Genomic DNA, 24,947 nt, shown 5'->3' on the forward strand with positions numbered 1-24,947 from the left:
CCACGTGCGCGGCGAGGCCGCCTGTGCACGCCTGCCGCGCTCGCCTCGCCCGCCGCCCTCGCCCCGAATGAGCACTGGACGCAGAGCTCGTCTCGCTGGCAGGCTGGCCGCCGGTGAGGCCCCTCGCCGGGGTCCTCGGTGAGCGATGCAGGCAGGAGATATCATAGACGGCCGGTTCGCCATCGAGCACCTGGCGGCCTCTGGCGGGATGGGGGCCGTCTACCAGGGCCGCGATCAGCAGACCGGCGAGGCCGTCGCGATAAAGCTCCTGACCACCGAGGGCCCCCAGCACCTCGGCCGCTTCGCGCGCGAGGCGCAGGCGCTCGCGGCGGCCCGCGTCCCCGGCGTCGTGCAGTACGTCGCGCACGGCACGACCGCGTGGGGTCAGCCCTACCTCGCCATGCAATGGCTCGACGGCGAGACGCTCTCCGAGCGGCTCACCCGCCAGGGGCTCACCCTCGAGGAGACCCTGGAGCTCGGCCTGCACGTCGCGAGGACGCTCGGCGCCGTCCACAGGCTCGGCCTCGTCCACCGCGACCTGAAGCCGAGCAACCTGATCCTCGAGGGCGGCTCGCTCGAGCGCGTGAGCCTCATCGACTTCGGGCTCGCGCGCGCCGCCACCGACGAGCCGCTCACGGCCGCCGGCCTCGTCCTGGGCACGCCCGGGTACATGGCCCCGGAGCAGGCGCGCGGAGAGCTCAGCGCCGACGCCCGCGTCGACGTGTTCGCGCTCGGGTGCATCCTCTACCGCTGCCTGACCGGCCACCCCGCCTTCCAGGGGAACGCCGGGCTCGCCGTGCTGATGAAGGTCCTCCTCGAGGACCCACCCCGCGTGCGCGAGCTCCGGCCCGGCACCCCCGCGGCCCTCGACGGCCTCGTCGCCCGCATGCTCGCGAAATCTCCGCAAGATCGGCCGGCCGACGGCGACGCCGTCGCGGCCGAGCTCGCCACGATCGGCGGGCCCGAGAGCAGCATCGGGGGGCCCCGCTCCTTCCCGCCGCGGGCCGTGGAGCTCACCACCGGCGAGCGGCGCGTGATGTGCCTCGTGGTCACGCGCGAGCACCCCGCCGAGGGCGACGCCGCGGAGGAGCCGCGCCGGGCGCAGCTCTGGCAGCTGCACGACGTGGCGGAGCAGTACCGCGGCGAGCTCGAGCTCGTCGAGGGCCGCTCGCCGCTCATCGTGCTGTCGGGCGCGGGCACGCCGACCGATCTCGCGGCGCGGGCCGCCCGGTGCGCGCTCGCGCTGAAGGAGCTGCTCGGCGGCGCGCCCGTCGCCCTCGCCACCGGCCGGGCGGAGCTCTCGGCGCGCGTGCCCGTCGGCGAGCTCATCGACCGCGCCTTCCTGATGCTCGCCGCCGACGACGACCGCTTCCCCCTCGCGGGCGTCCGCATCGACGAGGTGACCGCGGCCCTCATCGGCGCCCGGTTCGACGTCACCGAGGACGCCGCCGGCCGCGTCCTCCACGGGGCGCGCGACGAGCGGACCGCGCAGCTGCTCGGACGGCCGACCACGTACGTCGGCCGCGAGCGCGAGCTCGCGATGCTCGTGGCGGAGGTCGACCGCTGCATCGACGAGGGCGCCGCCGGCGCGGTGCTCGTGACCGCCGAGGCAGGCATGGGCAAGTCGCGCCTGCGCCAGGAGCTCATCCGCAAGCTCCGCGAGCGGGGCGACCGGATCGAGGTCTGGATCGGCCAGGGCGACCCCATGGGCGCGGGCTCGGCCTTCGGCCTGCTCGCGAGCGCGCTCCGTCACGCCCTCGGCCTCACCGACGGCGAGCCGCTCGCGGCGCGGCAGAGCAAGATCCGGGGCCGCGCGGCGCAGCACGCGGAGCTCGACGCCGCCCGCGTCGCGCCCTTCCTCGGCGAGCTCGCCGGCGCGCCGTTCCCCGACGAGAACGACGTGCAGCTCCGGCTCGCGCGGCGCGACGCCGTGCTGATGGGCGACCAGCTCCGCCTCGCCTGGGAGGCCTTCCTCGGGGCGGCGTGCCGCGCAGGGCCCGTGCTCCTCGTGCTCGAGGATCTGCAGTGGGGCGATCTCCCCACCGTCACGATGGTGGAGGGGGCGCTGCGCCAGCTCAAGGACATGCCGCTGCTCGTGCTGGCGCTGGGGCGGCCCGACGTGCGCCGGCTGTTCCCGAGGCTCTGGGAGGGCCGGCTCGCGCACGAGCTCCACCTGACGCCGCTCCCGCGCCGGGCGAGCGAGCGGCTCGTGCGCGAGGCGCTCGGCGCGCACGCGCGGCACGACCTCGTGGCGAGGCTCGTCGAGCGCGCGGACGGCAACGCGTTCTTCCTCGAGGAGCAGATCCGCGCCGCCGCGGAGGGCAAGAGCGAGGGCCAGCCCGAGACGGTGGTGGCCATGGTGCAGGCGCGGCTGGAGACGCTCGACGCCGAGGCGCGGCGGCTCCTCAGGGCGGCGAGCATCTTCGGCGAGACGTTCCGGTCGAGCGCCGTCGCGGCGCTCCTCGGGAGCATCGACATCGCGCCGCTCCTCTCGGAGCTGCTCCGGCGCGAGGTGATCGTGCGGCGGGGCGAGGGGCGGCAGCGGGACGGCGCGGAGTACTGCTTCCGCCACGCGCTCGTGCGCGACGCCGCCTACGGCATGCTGACCGCGCGCGACCTGCGCATCGGCCACGCGCTCGCGGGCAGCTTCCTCGAGGCGGCCGGCGAGGGCGACCCGCGGGTCCTCGCCGAGCATTTCGAGCGCGGCGAGGAGCCCGAGAAGGCCGCCGAGTGGTACCTGCGCGCGGCGGACAAGGCGCTGCGCGGCAACGACCTCGCCGCGGCGATCGCGTGCGCCGAGCGCGGCATCGCCTGCGGGCCCGGCGCGGCCGCGGTGGGCGCGCTCCGCCTCGTCGAGGCCGAGGCGCTGCTCTGGCGCGGGGAGGCCGCCCTCGCCGAGCAGCGCGGGCTCGAGGCGACGCGGCACCTCGCGCCCGGCTCCGTGGCCTGGTTCTCGGCGTTCACGCAGCTCGCCGGGGCGGGGCACAAGCAGGGCCACTACGAGCGCGTCGAGCGCTGGATGATGGTCGTCCTCGGCACCGCGCCGCTCGCGGGCGCGCTCATCGCGAGGAACGCCTGCCTGCTCGAGGGGGCGATCGTGCTCCTGCTCGGCGGCCGCTACGCGTGCGTCGACGCGCTGATCGACGCGGTCGAGCAGGCCACGGAGGACGCGTCGGCCGCCGATCTCATGATCGAGGCGAAGCTCCTCTACCTGCACGGGCTGCTCCGGCAGCACAACGGCGATCCGAGCGCCTGCATCGCGAGCATGAGCGCGGCGCTCGCGGCGTTCGAGGACATCGGCGATCGCCGCGAGGCGTGCCGGGCGCGGCTCAACATGGGGCTCTGCTACGTGCAGTTCGGGTACTTCGAGGCGGCGGCGGAGGTGCTCCGCGCCGGGCTCGAGGAGGCGGAGCGGATGGCGCTCGACGACCGGGTGCCGAACGCGCTGCAGAACCTCGGCCTCGCGCTCGCCCACGCCGGCGAGGTCGACGCCGCCAAGGCGGCGCTGCGGAGCTCGATCGAGGCGCTGGAGCGCCGCGGCGACCGGCGCCGGGAGTGCGAGAGCCGGCTCCAGCTCGCGCGCGTCCTGCTGCTCGCGGGCGAGCCCGCGCTCGCCGAGGTGGAGTCGCAGGCGGCCGAGGCGCTCGCGCGGGCGGTGCCGGAGCGGCTCCCCGCGGCCATCGCGGCCCGCGCACGCGCGCTGCTCGAGCTCGGGCGCGCCGGCGAGGCGCTCGCGGCCACGACGGAGGCGCTGTCGCTGCTCGAGCCCGACCGCGGCGACGAGGAGGGCTTTCTGGTGCGCCTGGTCCACGCCGAGGCGCTGGCGGCGGCGGGCCAGAGGGCCGAGGCCAGAGGCGCCATCGCCCTGGCCCGCAATGGGCTGCTCGTGCGGGCCGGGAGGATCAGCGACCCCGTCTGGCGCGAGCGCTTCCTGAGCGATGTCCCCGACAACGCGCGGCTCCTCGCGCTCGCGCACGAGTGGCTCGACGAGGCGGCCCGCTGAACCGCCTGCGGCCTGCGCAGCGCCCGCGGCCTGCGCAGCGCCTGCGGCCTGCGCAAAGAGATCGGCGCGGCGCACAGGAGAGCACGTATCTGGCGGTGGCTGGCGCGCGTCGGCGGGTGAAGTTCTTTTGTCGCACTGCACAGCCGACATCGCAAGTAGACTGTAAGCCTTCCTCTGACCTCGTGTTGAACACAGGGAGGCAGCTCCATGATCCGGTCGACTGTCGTTTTGATTCCCCTCGTAGCCCTCGCCGCGGCCATCTCGTGCAGCAGCGAGGAGGGGCGCCGCCCTCCGACGGCGTCGAACCGGCCCACGACGGGCAGCACCACGGGCCCCGCCGGCGGCACCGGCGGGCAGGGCGGCGGCACCGGCGGGCAGGGCGGCGGCACCGGCGGGCAGGACGGCGGCGCCGGCGGGCAGGGCGGCGGCGCCGGCGGCGGGCAGGGCGGCGGCACCGGCGGCGGGCAGGGCGGCGGCACCGGCGGGGGCGGTGGTGAGCCCTCGGCGAGCTGTACCAACGGCGTGAAGGACGGCGACGAGTCCGACCTCGATTGCGGCGGCGCCTGCCCTCCCTGCCTCGACGGCCAGGCGTGCGCTGCGCCCACGGACTGCGTCTCACGGCGCTGCGAGGAGGACGCCGGCGGCGGCAGCGCCGGGACCACGTGCGCGGCGGCGCAGTGCGATAACGGCGTGAAAGACGGCGACGAGACAGACACCGACTGCGGCCGCGGCGCCGCGCCGCGCGACGGCAACCCGGCGTGCCCGCCGTGCGCGGACCTCCAGCACTGCGTGGTGGGCTCGGATTGCGAGTCGCTGAGCTGCGTGTCCGGCAGCTGCCTGACGGAGAGCTGCAGCGACGGGGTGAAGAACGGCGACGAGACCGACGTCGATTGCGGCGCCCTCTGCGGCGACTGCAAGCCCGGCGACACGTGCGAAAGGTCGACCGACTGCAGCGAGCTCGTCTGCGTCGAACAGATCTGCCAGGCGCCGAGCTGCAGCGACGGGGTGAAGAACGGCAAGGAGACCGACATCGACTGCGGCGGGGGGGAGTGCAGCGCCCGGTGCCCTGCGGGGCAGCGGTGCGCCCTCAGCACCGACTGCGCGACGTCGATCTGCAACGGCACGGCCCGTGTCTGCGCCTGCCCCGCGTCGATGGTGATCGCGCCCGTGGCAGGCGGAGGGAGCTACTGCATCGATCAGTACGAGGTGACGAAGCAAGAGTACGACCTCTTCATGCAGGCGAACCCGGTGCTCGCCGGCCTGCCGCCCGAGTGTGCCGGGAACATTTACCGGCCCTCGAACGAGTGGCCCTACGACGAGGGGAGAGCGCCCGTCAACTACGTCGACTGGTGCGACGCGTACGCGTACTGCACGTATATGGGCAAACACCTCTGCGGCAGGATCGGCGGTGGAGAGAGCTCGCCCGCCGAGCTCGCGAGCGCCACGCAGAACGAGTGGTACAACGCGTGCTCCGGCCAGGGAGTGAACGAATATCCCTACGGCCACGGGTATGAGCCGAGGTGCAAGGTCGACGATCCGACCGGCGAGTTCGCCAGGAAGTCCGTGGCTCCCACTCCGATCCCGCCGATCTCGAGGTGCGAGGGAGGCGCCACGGGCCTCTATCACATGAGCGGCAACGCGGCCGAGTGGGAGAACGCCTGCGACACGGAGGGCAACTGCCTTGTCCGCGGCGGCTCGCGGGCCTCCGTGCCGGATGCCGAGGATATCGAGAACGGGTCGCTCAAGGCGGCCAGGTGCGATGCGCGCCTGTCCGCTCCCCGGCGCGACGACACCAATCGGGACATCGGCTTCCGCTGCTGTCTCTGATCGTTCGCGCGTGACGGCACACAGGGCAGCGCGCCGGGCCGTCCACGTCGGCGGCGTGCCTGCTCCTGGGCCTCCGTCGGCGCCGCGCTCTGTCTCGGCACGTCTGCGCCCAACGTCGTGGCGGCGGGATGCACCACGCATGCGAGCCCCGCCGAGCCCGCCCTCTGCGGCCTTCTCGGGCAGGATCTCCATAGGCCTCGCGACCGCCCCGCCCGGCCGCGAACCGGCCCGGTCCAACCCGACGTTCGCGGGACTGCGCCGGGACCTCGCCGCCGCTGCTGCTCAGGTGCAGTCCCGCAAACGCCTATTGGTTGCCGGGAAACTCTTGACGGGTCGGAATGGCTTTGCGCGGGCTATCCTCTAAACGGTCGACGTGAATCGACCCGAGGGGTAGGGCCAGTGACTGGAAGGAGGGCGCGCGCCTTGCGCGAGGAGCGGAGAGGGCGAGAGCAGGGCGCGGCGCCTCAGAAGGCGGCGTCGCGGAGCTTCGCCTTGTACTCCGCCTTGTACAGGTCATGGCAGGCCTTGCAGCTCGCCTTGGCGCCGTCGATATCGCCCTTCTTGGCCTTCTCCGCGCCGTCCTTCGAGATCGCGACCCACTTCGGCATCCCGGGCGGCGGCTTCGACGCCACATAGTCCAGCGCCGACGCGATCTTCGCGCCGTCGCCGCTCGTGGTCGCCGACTGCATCACCGTCTTCATCCAGCCCTGCATCGGACAGGCCTTCTGTCCTTTCGCGCCGCAGCCGAAATCCTTCCCCTCGGCGACCGATGCGGGGACGCCCGCCGCCTCGCCCACGGCCCATGCTGCGCCCGCAAAACCCATGCTGACGCTCATGATCATGGCCCCCATCAGCTTCATGCTCATCGACATCCGGCGTCTCCTGTTCCGGTGAAGGGCAAGCTCAACCCCCCCATCGCAGATCGAAATGTGACCGTTCACATCGGCGGCGTCAATCCAAATCGGCTGATGATGCGGCGAGCTCTTGGCCGGAGCGCGCGCTCGAGTCGCCGCGCACGAGAGGCGATACCCAGGGCGCCGGCCGCCTGCGTCATCGAGCGCCAACCGTCCGTGCGCAGGTCGGCATCGAGCGCATCGGGCCGGCGATCGCCGCGGTCCTACGCCCGCCCCCCCCGTGACGCGGCGCTCCGGAGGAGCCCGCCAGCGCTGTCCTCCCTTCGGGATCGAGGATCCGGCTCGGGCCCGTCGATTGGGTTTGACACTAGAAATGTGATCGTTCACATTTCGAAAGGGGTATACCTGTGCTTTGCCCTGGGTGGGTCGTCCTGCGTGCCTTTGCGCGGGCTATCCTCTCATCTGATGCGCCTCCGTCGAGTCAGCACCAGGGGTGCGGGGCGCCAGCAATTCCGCTCGCGAGAGGATTCAACGTGCGCCTGAACACAACGTGGTACCGAGCAAGAAGAATGACCCTGTCGGCGATGGCGCTGGCCATCGTCGCCGCGATCCCCTCCCCCGCTCTCGCGGACAACCCGATCGTGCAGACCTTCTACACGGCCGACCCCGCGCCCATGGTGCACGAAGGCAGGTTGTACCTCTACACGTCACACGACGAGGACGTGTCGGTGAACAACTTCTACACCATGAACGACTGGAGGTTGTACTCCACCACGGACATGGTCAACTGGACGGACCACGGCTCGCCCGCGAGCTACAAGACCTTCCGCTGGGGAACCGGCGATGCGTGGGCGCCGCAGGGTGTCGCCAGGAACGGCAAGTACTACCTATACGTGCCGCTGAACAACGCCACCGGCGCAAGGATCGGCGTGGGCGTATCGGACAATGTGGCAGGCCCGTTCATGGACCCGCTGGGAAAGGAGCTGGCCGCGACCGGATCCGGCAACATCGACCCGACGGTGTTCGTCGACGACGATGGACAGGCCCACATGTACTGGGGGAATGGCACCCTCCGGCACGTGAAGCTGAACCCGGACATGATCAGCACCTCGGGAAGCATCACCAACGTGTCGTTGAGTGGCTTCACCGAGGGGCCATGGCTCCACAAGCGAGGGTCGCTGTACTACATGGTCTACGCCGCCATCGCCGGGACCGAGAAGATCAGCTACGCGACCAGCAACAGTCCGACCGGGCCCTGGACCGTCCGCGGCGACGTCATGGACGCTGGCCGGACCTACACAAATCACGCCGGCATCGTCGACTACAAGGGGCGCTCGTATTTTTTCTATCATAACGGCGCATTGCCGGGCGGCGGTGACTTCAAGCGCTCGGTCTGCGTGGAGGAGTTCACGTACGGCGCCGACGGCAGCATCCCGAAAATCTCGATGTCCACGAACGGACCGTCCGCCGTCGACACGCTGAATCCGTTCAGTCAAGTCGAGGCCGAGACCATCGCCTTCTCGTCCGGGCTCAAGACCGAGGTATGCACCGACACCGGCGCCGGCATGAACGTCACCGCCATCAGCAATGGCGACTACATCAAGGTGAAGGACGTCGATTTCCTGGACGGCGTGACCTCCTTCGAGGCTCGGGTATCGTCCGCAGCCAGCAACGCGAAGATCGAGCTTCGCCTCGACAGTCAGACCGGCACGCTGCTCGGGACGTGTGACGTCTCGGGCGCGTCGTCCTGGACCACCAAGACCTGTGCGGTCAGCGGGGGCAGCGGGAAACACGACTTGTTCCTGAAGTTCGTCGGTGGCAACGGCGACCTCTTCAAGTTCAACTGGTGGCGGTTTACCGGACCCACCATGCCGGATGGCGGAGACGGCGGAGGCGGTGCCGGCGGCAGCGACGGCGCCGGGGGCGCGGCCTCGGGCAGCGGCGGCTCGGCCACCGGAGGCACCGGCGGAACGACCGGCACCGCTGGCTCGGGCAGCGGCGGCGGCGCCGCTCCCTCCGGTGGGGCAGGTGGCGGTGACAACGCCGGCGCTGGTGGTCGCGGGGACAGCTCGCAAGCTGCCGGTGGCTCGGGTGGGAACGGCGCGGCCGGCGCCGACCCGGACGGTTCGTGCGCTTGCCGGACGGGCGCGAGCACTGGGAACGGCGGACTCGCCGCCGCGCTCTCGCTTGTCGCTTCCGGGCTCGTTCTTCGGCGTCGGCGCCGGTAGGCGCTCGCGATCCGGTGACTGATCGCTGCGAACGGCCGGCATCGTTTGCCAAGTTGGCGCCCGCCTTCGAGAGCCGGCAGGTGCGGATCCCGGCGATGGACTTCGCCCAGCCGTCGTATCACTTGCGCCGTTCGTTCTACCTGCCGCAGTTCTTCAAGGCGAACCTGTCGCTGGTGCGGTTCTGCACGAGTCTGCTCGACATCGGGCAGGCTCGACTCCCGGCGCCTCCACAAAACCTGATGATGTCGCCGACGGCGTCGGTGATCGGACCCGGGTAGAGTCGCCCGGGTCCGATCGGGGCCAAATCTTTCGAGGCCGCAGGTCAGCGCTTGTGTCGAAGATCGTCTGAGGGGCGCGCATCGGAGAAGGAGCCGATATCTCCTGCTGGGCGTCGGTGAGCTCCATGGAGTGAGCGCCGGCCGGAACGGTCGGGCCGATGTAAATCGGCGCGATCGCGGTCTCCAGGATCGGGATGCCGTCGAGCCGGTGCTCGTCGGCGCGGTGACGCCGGGTCGCGCGACGTCGCCTACAGAGGGGCGAACGTGCACGCACCGCCGGCGCAGACGGGCCTGGACGCGAGGCACGCAGGCGCGCCGGAGGGGCAGCCCATCCTCCGATGCTCGCGACATACGGTCGCGTTGAGGTGGGAGATGACACGCCTCATCTGCTGGACGCCCGCCCGGTTGACCACCTCACCACAGGTGCCGCCGCAGTCGGTGCTCGTATCGACCATGAAGCAATCGTTGTCGGTAGCGCATGCCCGGTAAGCCGCCCGGACACGCTCCACCTGGCTGGTGGCGTGGGCATGCCGCTGCTGACAGGCCTTCCAGTCCACCTCTCCCTCGTCCTCCGTGCGTTCCATCGTGTCGGTGAAGCCCGCGATCGCGAGCCCGAATGAGGCCATGGCAAAGAGCGCAGAGATCCCCAGACGAATCCGGTTCGTTTTCATGCTGCCTCCATCGCGCGCATGCTCGTGTTCGCCGGCGACGCGGGCGCATCGCGGCTACTCGCCTGTCATGGGGCTCCACCCGCGGGAACGGAAGGCGCTCGATGGCGTGTGCCACGGCACAATCTGGGCGGGCAGGAAGTCCAAGCGCTTTTGTGGAGTCAGGAAACTTCTGTCTTTCTAGCCTCTGGGTCGAATCGAGCCGAGCCCCTCGTCGATCGAGCGCTGCCGGCGGCGCGCCTTGACCGCGGCCCCCTTCATGCCTTGCGTTTGCCGAGGGCTTTCCGCAGCGATCGGCGGCTGTCATGACGCTCAAAGTACGATCCCCAGATCCACTGACCCTCGGCATGCCGCCCTCGGTCCTCAGCCACATGATGCGAGGCCTGGAGCAGCGGATGGGCGTGCGCCTGCTGCACCGGACGACGCGCAGCGTCCCGACCACGGAAGCCGGCGAGCGCCTGCTCGCCCGCCCGCGCCCGGCGCTGCGCGGGCTCGATCTGGCATTGCAGGAGCTCGACGCCTCCGGGGCGCTTCGGCCTGCAACCGCTGCGCGCGGGTGATCTCAACAGAAGCCGCGGGCGCTGGCGAGCGGCAACGCTCCGGCAGCGAGTCCACGCGAGCGGCGGGCCGGAGGCGCGCGGCGCACGCCTGCATTCACGGCGACGATAACCCGATAACCCCCAGTTGGCCCAACGAGCCCACGGCCTGGGTCGCGAGGGCGTCGGGGTCGTTCACGCTAGCCGCCGTTCACGCAAGTCTGCGAGGAAGCGGGCGGAACGACCGAGGGCTCGCAGGAGCGGGAGGCGAGCGCGCTCTCCGGCATGAGGAGGACCAGGATGAACGGCCGGTGGCCATCGCGCTCCTCCCCGGTGAAGCGCACCAGCGCGTCGCCGCCGCGAGCCCGGAGGCTCGCGCGCACGATGTCGAGCCCGACACCTCGACCGGCTACTTGACCGATCGTCTCTGCGGTCGAGACGCCGGACAGGAAGATCTGGTCGGCCAGGGCTTCATCGGGCAGCGCATGAACGCCCTCCCGCCGACGCAGCTTCTCGAGTGAAAGTCCGCTGCCATCGTCGAAGATCTGCAGCTCGAGCGCGCTCGGTCCGCTCCGCACGCGAACATGGATGCGGCCCTGCGCCGGCTTGCCGGCGAGCTCTCGCACGTCGGGCCTCTCGATGCCGTGATAGAGGGAGTTGCGAAAGCACTGAACCAGGATGTCTTTCACGAGCCCCGTCCAGTCGCCGGCCAGCTGCGCCTCGGCCTGCTCCGTGAGCACCGCCGGCGCGGGCTTCCCGAGCTCGGCGGCCAAGCTCGGCAACATCTCGCGCGTCTCGTCGACCACGCGCGCCACCGAGCTAGGGTCGAGGCGCGCGAGGACTCCACGCAGCGCGCGCACCAGCTCCTGGGCCGCGCCGGTGGAAGCGGCCGTCGCGACCAGGCCCCGGATGTCGTGAAGGACACCCTCGCTCCGTTCATCCAGCCTCTTGATCACGGCCGTCAGCCTTTGCTGGCAAACCGACTCGTATTCCGCGACCGTCCGCTCGACGGCATCCAATTGCTCCAGCAGCTCGTGCCCGCCGATCGGCTGCTCTGACCCCCGGCGCAACGCCTGGCAGGCGCCCTCCGCAGCGTGCAGGCAGTCGACCAGGTGCGTGAAGCCGTGCAGGCGAGCGTTGCCTTTCAGGGTGTGCAGGTTGCGCAAGGCGGCATCACAGAGCTGCTCGGAGCTCTCGACGCGCGGCCCGAGCGCCGCGCGATTTGCGGCTAGCAGCTCGCGACAGTCGGCGCAGAACGCTCGCGTGGCCTCGACGCCGCAATCGAGCGCCTGCACGATGATGTCGACCTCGCGCTCCTTGTTGCGCGCCGCTTGCCTCAAGCAACGCAGCAAGGTCACGTCGCGAACCGTGACCAGCATGCGCTCCACCTGGCCTGCTTCCGACTCGATGAAGTTCCAAGAGAGCTCCAGGAACTGGGGGTTGCCGCCGGGACCCGTGCGCTCCACTTCACGGATCAGGTGGTGCGCGTTCAGCGCCGCCAGCCACTGCTCTTGATCGAAGGCGCAGCTGAGCGCTGCCGCCGCCGCGCTCCACGCGTCCGGTCGCACGTTGGAGCCATCGAACAGCAGCGCGAGGCAGTCTTGACCGACCAGCTCGGCATTGCCGAGGATCTCCGCCAATCGTCGAGAGTATCCCGGTTCGACGCGCCGGCTCCGGTCGATGGTGAAGACGCCCTCGTCCAGATTGTCGAGCATCGAAGCGATTTGACTGTTCTTGAGCGCCAGCTCCTCGGTGCGCTGGGCCACGCGTCGCTCCAGGCTCTCGTAGAGTTGTGCGTTGTAGATCGAGATCGCCGCCTGGCTGGCGATCACCCGCAACGCAGCCAATCGGTCGAGCGTGAAAGCATACGCGCTGACGTTGTTCTCCACGTACAGCGCGCCCAGGACGTCGCCCTTGCGCATGATGGGAGCGCACAACACCGAACGTACGCCCCGCGTTCGAATTTGCGGGTCCGCCTGGAAGGCGCCTGCCTTCGATGCGTCGTCCAGCGTGACGGCCTCTCCCGTGCGCAGCACGTAGCTGACGACGGTGGGGCACAGAAACTCGGCTTCCGAGTACTCCACGCGCTGCGAAAGGCTCGTGATCGGGCGCTCCACGTGCGCGCGCGCCTCCACGTAGTACGTGCGATCGGTGTCGTCTCGCAAGACGAGGCAGCCGTGCTCTGCCCCGGCGTTCTCGATCAACGTGGCCATCAGCGCGGCGAACAGCCCCTCGGTCTCGACCTCGACGAAGATGCTCTGCGTTGCCTTGAGCAGCGACACGCTGTCGAAAGCCTGGCCGGCCGCCATCGCGTCGCGTGGCGTCGCGATGTCTCCTCTGACGGTATCCGCGAGCAGAGCGGGGTGCTCACGCGCGAGCAATTCGAGCTTCGCCGTGGCGCCCCAGTCAGCGTGGAGCCGGTAAGCCGTCTCCAGGCATGTCCTGGCGTGAAGGGGCTCGTCCAGCGATAGCCACATCTGGGCCTGATGCTCGTGGACGAGCGCCCGCAAGTGGATGAAACCGTCTCCGGCCGTTCTGATCGCGTCGCGGTAGCGGGCGAGCACGACTTGCAGCGGCTGCCCCGTCAGGCGCGCGTGCTCGGCGGCCAGGAAGTGAGCCTTGTGAGCGAAGTTCTCCGAGCACAGACGGGACCAAGCCTCGAGCTGCTTCAGGTTCTCCTCGATGACGGCGAGCAGGGCCTCCCGCGCCTCCGGGCCGCCTTCGCGGCACGCCCTCGCCGCCAGCAGCCCTTCGAAGAGCTTGTAATCGGGAAGCGAGAACTGCCCCGCCGCGATGATCAAGAATTCCCGGGTGAACTCCATCCACTGACGCGCCGAAGCGAAGTCGCCCAGGATGAAGCTCGTCATCATCTGGGCTTGCCCGTAGGCGTAGCCGTACTGGGTGCTCTTCTCGGCGACCACCACGGCGGTCGCCTCGCGGTCGGCCGCGGCGACGGCCTGCTTCTCCGCTCCGCGTGCCGTCAATCGAGCGACGGCTCGCTCGACGACCAGCGCATTGACCAGCTGACCTGCCGCCGAAATGTGCGTCAAGTACCGCCGCAGCTCCGCTGCCTGCTCGCGGCAGGCCCGCAGCCGCGCACCGACCAAGAACGAGCGCTGGGCGCGATCGCTCTTGGCGTAGGCGACGTGCTGCAGGTCGCCGAGCATGAGCCCGCTCTTCTCCCCTCGGTCGTAGACCGCGAACAGGTCTCGGTAAGTCGCCTTCCAGTGCGCAAGAAAGCCCGCGAACACGAAGCACACGCCCGATTCGACTGGAGTCGGCGAGAAGCGCTTCAAGAGCTCGAAGGCAGCCAGGCCGAGGCGATAGGCGGCATCGTAGTCGCCCAGCATCGCGAGGAGGAGGATGCCGCAGTCGGCGAAGTTCTTGCACGAGACCGCGTCGACGCCGTGGCATAGCGCCAGGTCGAACATGATGAGCTCCGCCAGGAAGAACAAGGGCGGACAGGTTTGAAACGCCGGAGGAATCACCTGCGCCAGCAATTCGAGGACCAAGCGCGACCCTGCGTCCTCTGCCATCGGAAGCGCCGGCAGGCCCTCGATCGTCACGCGCGCCAGGTGCGCTTGCAGCTTGCCGATCCCCTCACCGATGCCCTGGTTGATCTCGTCGGGCGCCTCCGGCAAGCGCACGCCGAACTCGGCCAGCGCTGCGCGCACCTGGGCCACGGCGTCCAGCATTCGCCCGCCGTGCTCGAGGATCCGGGTCTTCAAGACATGAACTCGGCCGCGCGCCAGGCGGTCGGGGGCGAGCCTGAACGCCTCCTCGCAGAACGCCTCGACATGCGGATCAGCCAGCACGAACGCCGTCTCGGCGCGCGCGAAGATCGCTCGAAAGGCCAGCGCCGGCGAACATTCGCCCTCGCAGCTGGCCAGCAGCTCGACGGCGGTCTCGGCGTGGGTCCCCGCGATGGTCCACGCGCCGCTCTGGAGCGCCTGGTGACTCGCGGTCAGGTTGAGCTCCACGAGATCGCGGCGCTCTTCTCGGTCATGGATCGCGCCGCGAGCGGCGTTCAAATGATGAAGCACCTCGAAGATTCGACTCGGCGCGCGATCACCCCCCAGGCGCTCGCGCAGGATCCGTCCGATGCAACCATGAGCTGCCACACGCTCCGCGTCGCTGGCGCGCGAGAGCGCCGCCTGCTGCACGCGCTGGTGTTCGAAGGCGTACGATGCAGACTCGTGGCTCCGGCCAGGCGCTGACGGCTCCGCTCGAGGCTCGACGGAGACCTCGGACAGGAGACGATGGGCGAGCCCCTCCCGAACGAGCTCGAGACAGGCCGCGAGCGGTCTGTCCACGGCCTCCGACAAGGTCTGCAGATCGAAGCGCATGCCGAAGCACGCAGCGGCAGACAGCAGCCTCGCCGCCTCGGGACAGAGTTTCTCGAGGTGCTCCGCCATCAACGCGCCGACATTGTCGCAAGCGGGGTGCGCCTCCGCGCGCTGCAAGTCGGCGGACCATCGGCCGCGCTCGACGTCCAGGCGCAGAATGCCCTGTCGATGCAAGGAGACGAGCAGCTGACCGATGAAGAACGGATTACCGTCGGTCTTGCGCCTCACGACCTCCGCGAGCCCACGGGCCTCGGCGACGGGCGCGCGCAGCGAGCGAGCCACGATCTCCGCGACCGCGTCGGAGGACAGCGGCCCGAGCGGCAATGTCAGCACGCTCTCCTCCGCCCGGTGCAACGCTCTCTGCAGGTTCAGGAGCGTCGGTACGTCACCGACATCGCCGCCGCGGAACGCGGCCAGCACCATCACGTGACTCGAGTCGGGGTTCGTCAGGATGGCAGACAGCACCTCGGCAGAGGCGGCGTCGAGCCACTGAGAATCGTCGAGCACGAAGGCGAGGGGGCGCTCCGGCGTGGCGAAGATACGGATGAACGAGAGGAAGACATGCTGCAGACGGCGCTGCGCCTCGATGGGATTCAACGCGACGATGGACGTGGAGGGACCGGTGACGCAGGAGAGCGCCGGCATCAGCTCGGTCAAGATGCCCGCGTTGTGCCCCAGCGCTGCGGTCACGCGCTGGCGCAGCTCCGTCAGCTCGGCTTCGGAGAGCGACAGCAGGTCCCCTGCCAGGCGTCGTAGCACCTGCGCCAAACCAGACAGCGGGACTGCCTGAGCTCGCTCTTCGAACGCCGTCGACAAAAGGCGCGCCGGCGCTCGGCCGTGCTGTCGCAGGAGCTCCGCGAGTACGGCGGACTTCCCGGCGCCCGCGGCTCCTGGCATGAGCACGAGCAGCCTCTTGCCGGAGCACACGTCGTGGAGGGCGCCTCCCAGCGCCGACAGCTCGGCGTCGCGTCCTTGGACGTCTCGACTGACGATGAATTGACTGAAGACGTCATTCGCCCCCAGGACCACGGCAGGGAGGGCCTGCGTTCGCCGGAAGCTCTCACAGAGCGTGGTCAGGTCGCTCAGCAGCCCGTGATCACTCTGGTAGCGCTCGTCAGGATTCTTCGCGAGCAGCTTGGACACGAGCTGCGCGAGGAGCGGCGGCACGTCGGGCGACAGCTCCGTGACGAGCGGAGCGCGCTTGGACACGTGCGCGTGAGCCCAGCCGATGGCATCGCTCGCCGCAAACGGCAGCTGGCCCGTCAGCATCTGGAAGAGCGTGACGCCCAGAGAATAGTAGTCTGCTCGGTGATCGGGGCGACGGTTGAGGCGGCCCGTCCGCTCCGGCGCGACGTGGGCGAGCGAGGGCGCGGATCCGCAAGCGGCGCCGCCTGCCGCGTCCCCGGAGACCGCCAGGAGATCAGCGAACTCGACACGTCGAGTCTCGAGGTTGACCAGAAAGCTGCCATGGCTCACGTCCTCGTGAAGCAGCCCCTGCTCGTGCAAGCGATGCAGCAAGCGAGACATGCCGAGCGCGAGCTCCAGGCACGTCCCGACCTCCAGACCCTTCGCGGGGATCTCGAGCGGTGCGCCCCCGAAGTCCTCCATGATGAGCGAAAGCTCGCCGTCTACCTCGCACACGTCGCTGTCGATCTCGAGCGTGCCGATTCGACGCCAAATCTGCAGCTCGAGCTCCAAGACCCGGCGCGGCTGCGCGGCTCCGCTCCGGAGCGAGTGCAGCAGCACGCTCGCGCCCGACGTCGCGCGGCGCGCGCGCCGCCAGACGCTGCGCGGCAATACGGCCACGGTCTCCGTGATCTGATAAGCGCCCTCACCGAGGTGCGCTTGACTGTTTCGGTTCATTGATTTTCGCCCCCATCGCTCTCGTCGGCCGACGCTGGTTCTGCCGTGTGCTCGAGGACGGCGCTCCCCCTGATGGCTGAAGGATACACAGCGCTTCGCGCCCCCCCTGCCGGGAGCCGCTCACCCGCTGCGCCCCCGTCGCCTCCCGCTCTCCCCCTGGCGCCTCCCGAGGGAGAAGGGTCGGCGGCGCGCTCTGACCTGACGACGAGAGCTCGACGACCCAACGCAGCTAGAAGGAAATCCAAAGCCTTCGGAAACGTCAAGCCCCAACTGCGGGACCTCGCCCCGGTCGGCAGCGCATTCGTCGCTGCGATCTGGCACACACCCATGAAGAAAGCGACGCTATATCAATGACTTGACCCATGCATCGAAGGACGCCGCCATCACGTTACAGCCTGCGGGAGCTCGTGCAAAGCGGCCCGGCTTCGCCCCGGGAAGGGCGCTGCAGAGCCCGTCGCAGGGGAAGAACGAGGATACCATCGGGATGGATTGTGAACGATCACATTTTGCGGTGTCAACTCTCATCGGCGGGACCGCACGATCGCGGACCACCGCAGGCCGGCCCTCGTCGAGGCATGGATGTCGGCGATCTCCGCGACAAAAGTGCCCAGGTCGAGGCGAGAGCGGCGGCGCTCGCCGGCGCCGCCGCCCGGCCGCGGAGCTCAATCCGCCGGCTCGGGATCGCAGCCGTAGAGGACGTCGATCTCCGCCCCGGCGTCGGCCTGGACCGCCTGGCACGCGTCGGGGCAGAGCCTGATCATGTCGTTCTCGATGAAGAAGGAGCCCGCCGCGCACGCCTCTGCGCTCGGCACCTGAGCGAACGAGCGCGGCTCGCCCCCGTCGCCGGGCGTGTACTGGACGACCACGGTCGAGAGGTTGATGACCTCCCCCGGCGGCGAGTCCGGCACAGCGAAGTCGCACTCGACCACCGCGCCGGTGATGACGCTCTCCGCGATCGCCCGGAACACCACGTCGTAGGAGCTCGTCTGGCAGAGCGGGAACCTGAGGCCGCCGGTCCTCCTGCTGAGCGTCTGGTAGCCCGTGCCGGGCGCGACGGCGGTGCCGCACGTCTCCTCGACCAGGTCGCTGTCGGGCCCGTATGCGTCGGTGGCGGGCGTGTTCTCGAGGAGCCCGACGATGCTATGGAAGACGTAATTGGGCGCCGTGACATCGCCGAAGACCGCCGGATCCAGGCCGAACAGCAGCTCTTCAAAGTCCGCGGCGACCTCGTCGAGGGGCTGCCTCGTATCATCGATATAGATGTTGCGCGGGAGGTGCGTCGACTGGCAGCCCACGTGATCGTCGGTGATCACCGTGATCACCTTGAGCGAGTCCTCGCGCACCCACTCGGACCACCCGGACGGCGCGACGCCGTGCTGGTCGGGCATGACACCGTTGTAGCTGCCGAGGAGGACGCAGAGCGCGTCGTTGCTCCTGATCTCGTGGCTGTAATGGTAGAAGATGGGCGGGTTGTTCCCGGGCGCCTCGGGGACCGGGGCGCAGCTCGCCGAGCTGAGCGGGGCGCCGACGCAGATCGAGTCGTCGACCCCCGCGGTGCCATGCGCGGAGATCATGATGACACGGTAGTCGATGCCGCTCTCGCCGATGATCGCGGCGAAGCTCTCGTTGATGTTGTCCTGTACGCTGATGATCTCGTTCGCCATGCTGGGCGAGTTGTCGATGACGAACACGACGTCGACCGGCCGCTTCGTGAGCGTGGCCTGGGCGGCCGTGGCGACGCACTCTTCGCCCGGCTTGACCGGAGGGGCGCCTCCCGTGTTCTGCCCCGTGCCCTGGCCGACCACGTCCCCGCCGCCCTCGCCGCCCTCGCCGCCCTCGCCGCCGGTGCCCCCGCCGCCCCCCGCTCCGCCGCCTCCGCCGCCTCCGCCTCCAGCCGTCGTGCTTGCCTCGCCTTCTGCTCCGGAGCTGCAGGAGCATCCCGCCGCGCCGGTCATCATCAGAGCACCCAACCCAAGAAGCGGAGCCAACATGATAGACCGGGAGACCTTCACATGAACCTCGACCGCAAGGGCGCAGGAGCGCGCCATTCCAGATTGCACAGTTGCAACGAGATGTGGTGATGAATTTGACCCGAACGCGATTTTTTCTCGCTGGCTGCTCCCCATGACATCGGCCGAGTGAGGGCCGTTGTGCGCGGTTCTCGGCGGCGCGGTGGCGCCGGGCGGCGCCGCGGCGCGCCCGGCTCCTCCGAGCTTCCGCGCGAGCTCGATGGTCTCTGCACAATGCTCCCCTAGGATGCAGGCATGAGCCTACGTCATGACTTTCCTCCCATCGGCATCGATGCGATCGCCCTCGCCGTCCCCCGCCGCTACGTCGAGCTCGGCGAGCTCGCCGAGGCCCGGGGCGTCGCGCCGTCCAAGTACCTGACCGGCCTGGGCACCCGCCGGATGGCGATCGCGGCGCCCGATGAGGATCCGATCACCCTCGGGGCCAACGCGGCCCGCCGCCTGTTCCAGCGCTCGGGCGCGAGCCCGGCGGACATCGGGCTCTGCGTCGTGGGCACCGAGACCGCCGTGGACCACGCGAAGCCGGCGGCCTCCTTCCTCCACGGCCTGCTCGGGCTGCCGAGCGCGTGCCGGGTCTTCGAGGCCAAGCACGCCTGCTTCGGGGGCACCGCCGGCCTGCTCAACGCGGTGGACTGGATCGCGTCCGGCTCGGCCCGCGGCCGCGCCGCCCTCGTCGTCTGCTCGGACGTGGCCCGCTACGCGCTCGGCTCGGCGGGCGAGCCGACCCAGGGCGCCGGCGCGGTGGCGCTGCTCGTGCGCGAGCGCCCGCGCCTGCTCGAGATCGAGGTCGGCCAGACCGGCACCTACGCGCGCGACGTCTACGATTTCTGGCGGCCGCTCCACCACAAGGAGGCGCTCGTCGACGGCCACTTCTCGGTGCAGTGCTACCTCGACGCCCTCGCCGGGGCCTACGGCGAGTGGCGCCGCCTGGCGGGCGACGGCGAGCCGCTCGCGCGCACCTGCTACCACGTCCCCTACGGCAAGATGGCCCGCAAGGCCCACCGCCACCGGCGGACGATCGACGGCCTGACCGAGCAGGCCGCCGACGAGAGCTTCGCCGTCGAGGTGGAGCCCTCGCTCGACCTGCCGGCGCGCATCGGCAACATCTACACGGGCTCGCTGTACCTCGCGCTCGCGTCCCTGCTCAACGCCGAGGCGCGCGTCCTGGAGGGGCGGCGCATCGGGCTGTTCAGCTACGGGTCGGGCTGCTGCGCCGAGTTCTTCGCGGGCAGGGTCCGGCCGGAAGCCGCGGCGCTCGTGGCCGATCTCGCGATCGACGCCCCGCTCGACGGGTGCCGCCACGCCTCCGTCGCCGAGTACGAAGCGCTGCGCCAGAGCGACGAGGCCGCCGACCGGCGGCCGGCGCCGGAGGGCGCCGAGCGCGGGGGCGCGAGCCTGAGCCGCCGGGCCGTGTACCTGGGGCTCGACTCGAGCGAGCGGCGCATCTACGCGAACGAGTGAGCGCCGCGCGAGCAAGAAGCGAGGGGGTGGCCCTGTTTGCCCCGGCGTGATTCACATGAAGGCGGGAAGATCATGGAGCTTTTCTTCGCGCCTCCCCGCCTTCATGTTCAAATCCGGCCACCGCTGAAGCCAGCGCCGGCGCGCTGGCGCAGCGGGCGGCTCAGCCGTCCGGCAAGTCCGAGACCTTCACGGTGAAGAGCTCCGCCCCGCCGGCCGCCGCGACGACGACCCGCAGCGTGCCGGAGGGGGCCGCTCTCTTCAGCTCCGCGGCGACCGCCCGCGTGACGGGCGACAGCGGGGCGAGGATCTCGGCCAGCGCCGAGCGCGCCATCACGCCGGCCAGGACCGGCGCGCGGACGCCCGAGGCCAGGGCCGAGCGGAGCGTGCGCTCGGGCTCGAGATCCGGGTCGCGCTCCTGCAGGCCGATCGCGATGAGATAACCTGTCGGCTCGCGCAAAGAGAGGAGATACCCGGAGAGCGACGCGGTGGCGCCGCCGCGCGGCGGCAGGCTCCGCAGCAAGCGCCCGAGCTCCGGACGGTGGTCGTCGAGCAGCTCGGCGCGCTCGTCGTGATCAGACGACATGCTCGGCCTGCCCTTTCTTCGCGAGGGCCCGCGTCGTGAGACCGCGGTTCAGCTGGATTTCCGTCGCTACGTGTTTCGTGACCATATGCCTCCAGCGAGGGCACCTGCCCTCTCTGTTGTTTGTTCCGGTCACTCCGCCGCGCGTGTCATGGAATCGGTCGCAGCGCTGCGATGCCCGCGATCCGGCGCCAGAGGTCCGCGCCGCCCCGTCGCGCGGCCCCTGTCCGTGCCCCGCCCGTCGCGCGGCCCCCGCCCGTCGCGCGGCCGGCCCATGGCCGGCTAACGGCCGGGAGCGAGCGGCGAAGGAGTCATCGAGTCGGCGTGGCTCGGCCGGGCGCGTGAGACGCCGGCGGAGCTGCGCATCCAGGGTCGGGGGCGCGGTCCTTGCGAGCACGCGCCGCGAGCTCGCTGCCCTTCCGCACGAAACGCTCCGGCGCCCGGTGCGCGCGCGCGAGGGAGCGCCAGCCAGATGGAGAACCAGGCCATGGGATATCGAATGGGGAGGATTGAACAGGTGATGGCGGCAGCCGCCATGGTGGGGGGATGCGCCTCCACGGAGGCGTCGCGAGACCCCTCCTCGGCCGTCGACGGCGCGGCGGCAGCGCCCGCGGCCCCGGAAGCCGCAGCGGCGCCCGCGCACCTGCGAGCGGCGTACATCGCGGCCGTGCAGTCGAGCGCGCCCGAGACCTACCGGGTCCGCGAGGTGTCTCCGGGCGGGAAGGAGCCCGGGCTGCGCGCGCCGAACCCGGCGCACCGGCTCACGGCCGATTTCAGCGCGTCGGGCGTGCGGATCGCGCCGGACGACGGCGAGGGGCGGTGGAGCTTCTCGATGGCCTCCACCCGGTACGGGTGCCCGGGCGATCTGCGCGAGGTGGCGAGCGCGGCGCCGAGCGCCGCGAACAACCGCGTGGAGCTCCGCCGGCAGGGCGTATCGCCGGGCGAGGAGCTCGTGGAGTGGTACGTGAACGGACCGCTCGGGCTGGAGCAGGGCTTCACCGTGCCCGCGGCGCCGCCCTGCCGCGCGCCCGGGGACCAGGACCTCGTGATCGAGCTCGCCCTGGGCGGTGAGCTCCACGCGACGCCGCTCGGCGGGGGTGAGGGGGTCGCGCTGCGCGACGCCTCGGGCGCGGTGGCGCTCCGGTACACGGATCTCCACGCCAGCGACGCCGCGGGGCGGGCGCTGCCCGCGTGGATGGAGCTCGGCGTCGACAAACGCACGCTGTCGCTGCGCGTGGACACCGCCGGGGCCGCGTACCCGGTGACGGTGGATCCGCTCGCCGCCTCGGAGCGGACGGCGCTCATCGCGGTCGACGGATCGAGCCAGGTCCACCTGGGCGGCGAGGCGATGGCCATGTCCGGCGACACCGCGGTCGTCGGGGCGCCCGGGAGCGCCGCGTACGTGTTCGTGAAGAGCGGCGGCGCCTGGGCGCAGCAGGCCAAGCTCGTCCCGAGCGACGGGGGCGGGGGCGACAACACCTTCGCGCGCTCCGTCGCGGTCTCCGCGGACACGGTCGTGGTCGGGGCGCCCAGGGACCCCTGGGACACCGGCGGCGTGAGCGCCGCCTACGTCTTCGTGCGAAGCGGGGGCGCGTGGTCCGAGCAGGCCAAGCTCGTCGCGAGCGGCGGGGTGTCGGACCGCATCGGCGCGGCCGTCGCGGTCGACGGCGACCGGGCCGTCCTGTCCGCCGCGAGCTCGGTCCACGTGTTCACGCGGACCGGCGGCGCCTGGAACGAGGAGATCGAGCTCACCACCCCGGCCGGGGCGAACACCTGGACAACCCCGCCCGTCGCGATCGCAGGCAGCACGGTGGTCGTGGGCGCCCCGGGGAACGCGTGGTGGCAGGAGGACGACGGCGGCGGCTCCGCGTTCGTGTTCGACGCGAGCGACTGGGGCGACGTGCACAAGCTCACGGCGCAGCCGCCGGAGGGGCTGTACGATCGGTTCGGCAGCTCGGTCGCTATCTCGGGCTCGCGCATCCTCGTGGGCGCGCCGGGCGTCGTCATCCCGACGATGCCCTGGTACAAGCTCGGGCGCGGCATGGCCTACGTGTTCGACCGCGTGGGCAGCGGCTGGAGCCTGGATTCCAGGCTGATCGGGACCGACGGCGCGACTGGCGACGGCCTGGGAGGGGCGGTGGCGATCTCCGGCGACGTGGCGGTCGCCGGCGCGATCCAGGCCGATCGCTTCGGCCAGCCGGACGCGGGGGCTGCGTACGTGTTCTCGCCGGCGTCCGGCGAGTGGATCGAGACCGAGCAGGCCAAGCTCACCGGCAGCGGCCCGACCTTCGGCGGCTTCGGCAACGCGGTCGCCGTGTCGGGGAGCTCGGTCCTCGTGGGCTCTCCCGCCTACGCGTTCGAGATCGCGCAGGACGGCGACGGGGACGGGGTGGTCGACGCGCAGGACAACTGCCCTGCCGCCGCGAACCCCTCGCAGGTGGACGGCGACGCCGACGGCGTCGGCGATGCGTGCGACCCGCGGTGCGTGACCTTCCGGCGCGGCCTGGACGGCGGGGTGGCCGACGCGACGATCTGGCAGGTATCGCCTTCCTGGAACGACGGCGCGAGCACCACGCTCACGACGGGCACCGGCACGGGCGGCGTCCGGCGGAGCCTCCTCCGGTTCGACCTCGCGGGCGTCCCGGCGAGCGCGGAGATCGCGTCGGCGACGCTGTCGCTCTACCAGACCTACAAGATCGAGAGCAGCGCCGTGCGCGTCCACCGGGCCACCGCCCCCTGGTCGGAGTCGACCGTCACGTGGAGCAGCTTCGGCGCCGGCGGCCACTTCGATCCGGCGATCGAGGCCTCCTTCGTCACCGGCGGGACCGGCGGCACCACCGGCTTCCGCACCGTCGACGTGACCGCGCTCGCGCAGGCCTGGGTGAGCGGCGCGGTCGACAACCACGGCGTGCTGCTCGAGGAGGCCGCGGTCACCCGGAGCACCCTGCGGAGCAGCGAGAGCGGCAGCGCCGCCGAGCGGCCGGCGCTCACGGTCTGCTACCACGACACCTGCGAGGACGGGATCCGGAACGGCGCCGAGTCCGCCGTGGACTGCGGGGGTCCGAGCTGCGCGCCGTGCGCCCCCGGCGCCCTCCTCTGGAGCAGGCTCTTCGACAACGGCTGGGGCGAGGGGATGCGCGCGTACACCGTCACGGTCGGCAGCGGGGACAGCGTGATCTTCGGCGGCTACGCCTATGGCCCGATCGACTTCGCCGGGCAGGGCAACCCGACGTCCGTCGACCTGTACACGAGCGGGTTCCTCGCGAAGCTCGACGCCGCCGGGAGCTACCTGTGGGACCGGCGCCCGTCCGGCGTCAGCGCCTACCTGAGCGTCGCAGAGTCCGGGTCCGGCGAGCTGCTCGCGGGCACGGAGTTCGGGCTGCGGCGGTTCACCGCGTCAGGCAATCTCGTCGCGCAGATCGACGGCCTCGAACAGATCGAGATCGCCCGGGCCGGCTCGGGCGCCGCGCTCGCGGCGGTCATCCGGGACACGGTGGATCTCGGCGCCGGCCCCCTCGGCGGCGGGCCGGGCAGCGAGCTGCTGATCGCGCGGCTCGACGGGGCGGGCGCGCCGATCTGGGCCAAGACCTTCCCGACGATCCCGTACGAGAGCGGCCCCCGGAGCGTCGCCGTGGACGGCGCCGGCAACGTCATCGTGCTCGGCAACTACGCCGGCATCATCGACCTCGGCGGCGGGCCGCTCACGAGCTCGCCGGCGGAGGACGGCATGTACCTGGCGAAGTTCGACGCGGCCGGTCAACACGTGTGGAGCCAGATCGTCTCCGGCACGCCGCAGGCGGCCGAGGTCGCCGTGGCCCCCTCCGGCGACCTTGTCGTCGCCTTCGGCGGCGCCGTGACGAGGTTCTCCGCCTCGGGCGCGCCCCTGTGGAGCGTCGACACGACCGGCCTCGGCCCGGAAGGCGTCTTTTACAACCTCCATGCTGTCGCCGTCGACGGGGCCGGCAATGCGATCATCAACCCGAACGGCGCGATCGCGAAGCTCTCGCCCTCGGGCGACGTGCTGTGGTCGGTCGACCCGATCGACGAGATGAGCAATGGCGGGATCCTCGATGTGGCCGTGGACAGCGCCGGCAACGTGATCGGCGCCGGCACGTACGACAATGGGGACGCGTTCGTCGTGAAGCTCGCCCCGTGACCCGCGCGCGCGCGGCGCCCCTCCCGCCACAGCGCGCCGGCGACGCCCCCCGCGCCGCGGCGGGCTCCGCGCGGCCGGCCAGCGAGAACAGCAGGGAGAGCGCTCCCGAGACGAAGAACC

Annotated in this window: 12 protein-coding genes; 7 read left to right on the top strand and 5 right to left on the bottom strand. The window is 71.0% G+C overall.

Translation table 11 applies throughout. The annotated features are described in order from the left end of the window. Nucleotides 1-145 precede the first annotated feature (145 nt). Together WMF28_RS32115 and WMF28_RS32120 are read left to right on the top strand one after the other, a co-directional pair. Nucleotides 146-4,003, top strand: a complete 3,858-nt coding sequence (locus WMF28_RS32115; protein WP_437597219.1) for a serine/threonine-protein kinase — start codon at nt 146-148, stop codon at nt 4,001-4,003. A 207-nt stretch (nt 4,004-4,210) separates the two neighbouring features. After that, on the top strand, nt 4,211-5,830 hold the full coding sequence (locus WMF28_RS32120; protein WP_437597220.1) for a formylglycine-generating enzyme family protein: 1,620 nt from the start codon (nt 4,211-4,213) through the stop codon (nt 5,828-5,830). Nucleotides 5,831-6,294: 464 nt separating this feature from the next. On the opposite strand, the gene WMF28_RS32125 is transcribed toward WMF28_RS32120, so the two are convergent. After that, nucleotides 6,295-6,696 (bottom strand): hypothetical protein, encoded by a 402-nt coding sequence (locus tag WMF28_RS32125; RefSeq protein ID WP_437597221.1) that lies wholly within the window; start codon nt 6,694-6,696, stop codon nt 6,295-6,297. A gap of 557 nt (nt 6,697-7,253) precedes the next feature. Between WMF28_RS32125 and WMF28_RS32130 the strand changes: the two genes are divergently transcribed. Together WMF28_RS32130 and WMF28_RS32135 are read left to right on the top strand one after the other, a co-directional pair. Beyond that, nucleotides 7,254-8,912, top strand: a complete 1,659-nt coding sequence (locus WMF28_RS32130) for a family 43 glycosylhydrolase (RefSeq protein ID WP_437597222.1) — start codon at nt 7,254-7,256, stop codon at nt 8,910-8,912. Nucleotides 8,913-8,926: 14 nt separating this feature from the next. Next, nucleotides 8,927-9,190 carry a hypothetical protein gene (locus WMF28_RS32135; RefSeq protein ID WP_437597223.1) on the top strand — a complete coding sequence of 88 codons (264 nt, stop codon included), beginning with the start codon at nt 8,927-8,929 and terminating at the stop codon, nt 9,188-9,190. A gap of 248 nt (nt 9,191-9,438) precedes the next feature. On the opposite strand, the gene WMF28_RS32140 is transcribed toward WMF28_RS32135, so the two are convergent. Next, complete coding sequence (locus WMF28_RS32140; RefSeq protein ID WP_437597224.1) at nt 9,439-9,816, bottom strand: hypothetical protein; 378 nt, start codon at nt 9,814-9,816, stop codon at nt 9,439-9,441. A gap of 389 nt (nt 9,817-10,205) precedes the next feature. On the opposite strand from WMF28_RS32140, the gene WMF28_RS32145 reads away from it, so the two are divergent. Continuing rightward, nucleotides 10,206-10,418: a LysR family transcriptional regulator gene (locus tag WMF28_RS32145; protein WP_437597225.1), complete on the top strand. Its 213-nt coding sequence runs from the start codon at nt 10,206-10,208 to the stop codon at nt 10,416-10,418. Nucleotides 10,419-10,594: 176 nt separating this feature from the next. On the opposite strand, the gene WMF28_RS32150 is transcribed toward WMF28_RS32145, so the two are convergent. Further along, on the bottom strand, nt 10,595-16,438 hold the full coding sequence (locus WMF28_RS32150; protein WP_437597226.1) for an AAA family ATPase: 5,844 nt from the start codon (nt 16,436-16,438) through the stop codon (nt 10,595-10,597). Nucleotides 16,439-17,265: 827 nt separating this feature from the next. After that, nucleotides 17,266-18,561, bottom strand: a complete 1,296-nt coding sequence (locus tag WMF28_RS32155) for a hypothetical protein (RefSeq protein WP_437597228.1) — start codon at nt 18,559-18,561, stop codon at nt 17,266-17,268. A 306-nt stretch (nt 18,562-18,867) separates the two neighbouring features. Between WMF28_RS32155 and WMF28_RS32160 the strand changes: the two genes are divergently transcribed. Next, on the top strand, nt 18,868-20,091 hold the full coding sequence (locus tag WMF28_RS32160; RefSeq protein WP_437597229.1) for a hydroxymethylglutaryl-CoA synthase family protein: 1,224 nt from the start codon (nt 18,868-18,870) through the stop codon (nt 20,089-20,091). Between the two features lie 160 nt (nt 20,092-20,251). Here the strand turns inward: WMF28_RS32160 and WMF28_RS32165 are convergent, their stop codons facing one another. Then, entirely contained in the window at nt 20,252-20,674 is a 423-nt protein-coding gene (locus WMF28_RS32165; protein WP_437597230.1) for a hypothetical protein, read from the bottom strand. A 517-nt stretch (nt 20,675-21,191) separates the two neighbouring features. Between WMF28_RS32165 and WMF28_RS32170 the strand changes: the two genes are divergently transcribed. Then, entirely contained in the window at nt 21,192-24,827 is a 3,636-nt protein-coding gene (locus tag WMF28_RS32170) for a DNRLRE domain-containing protein (protein ID WP_437597231.1), read from the top strand. Nucleotides 24,828-24,947: the final 120 nt, after the last annotated feature.

Source organism: Sorangium sp. So ce590 (assembly GCF_051521365.1).
Taxonomy (GTDB): domain Bacteria; phylum Myxococcota_A; class Polyangia; order Polyangiales; family Polyangiaceae; genus Sorangium.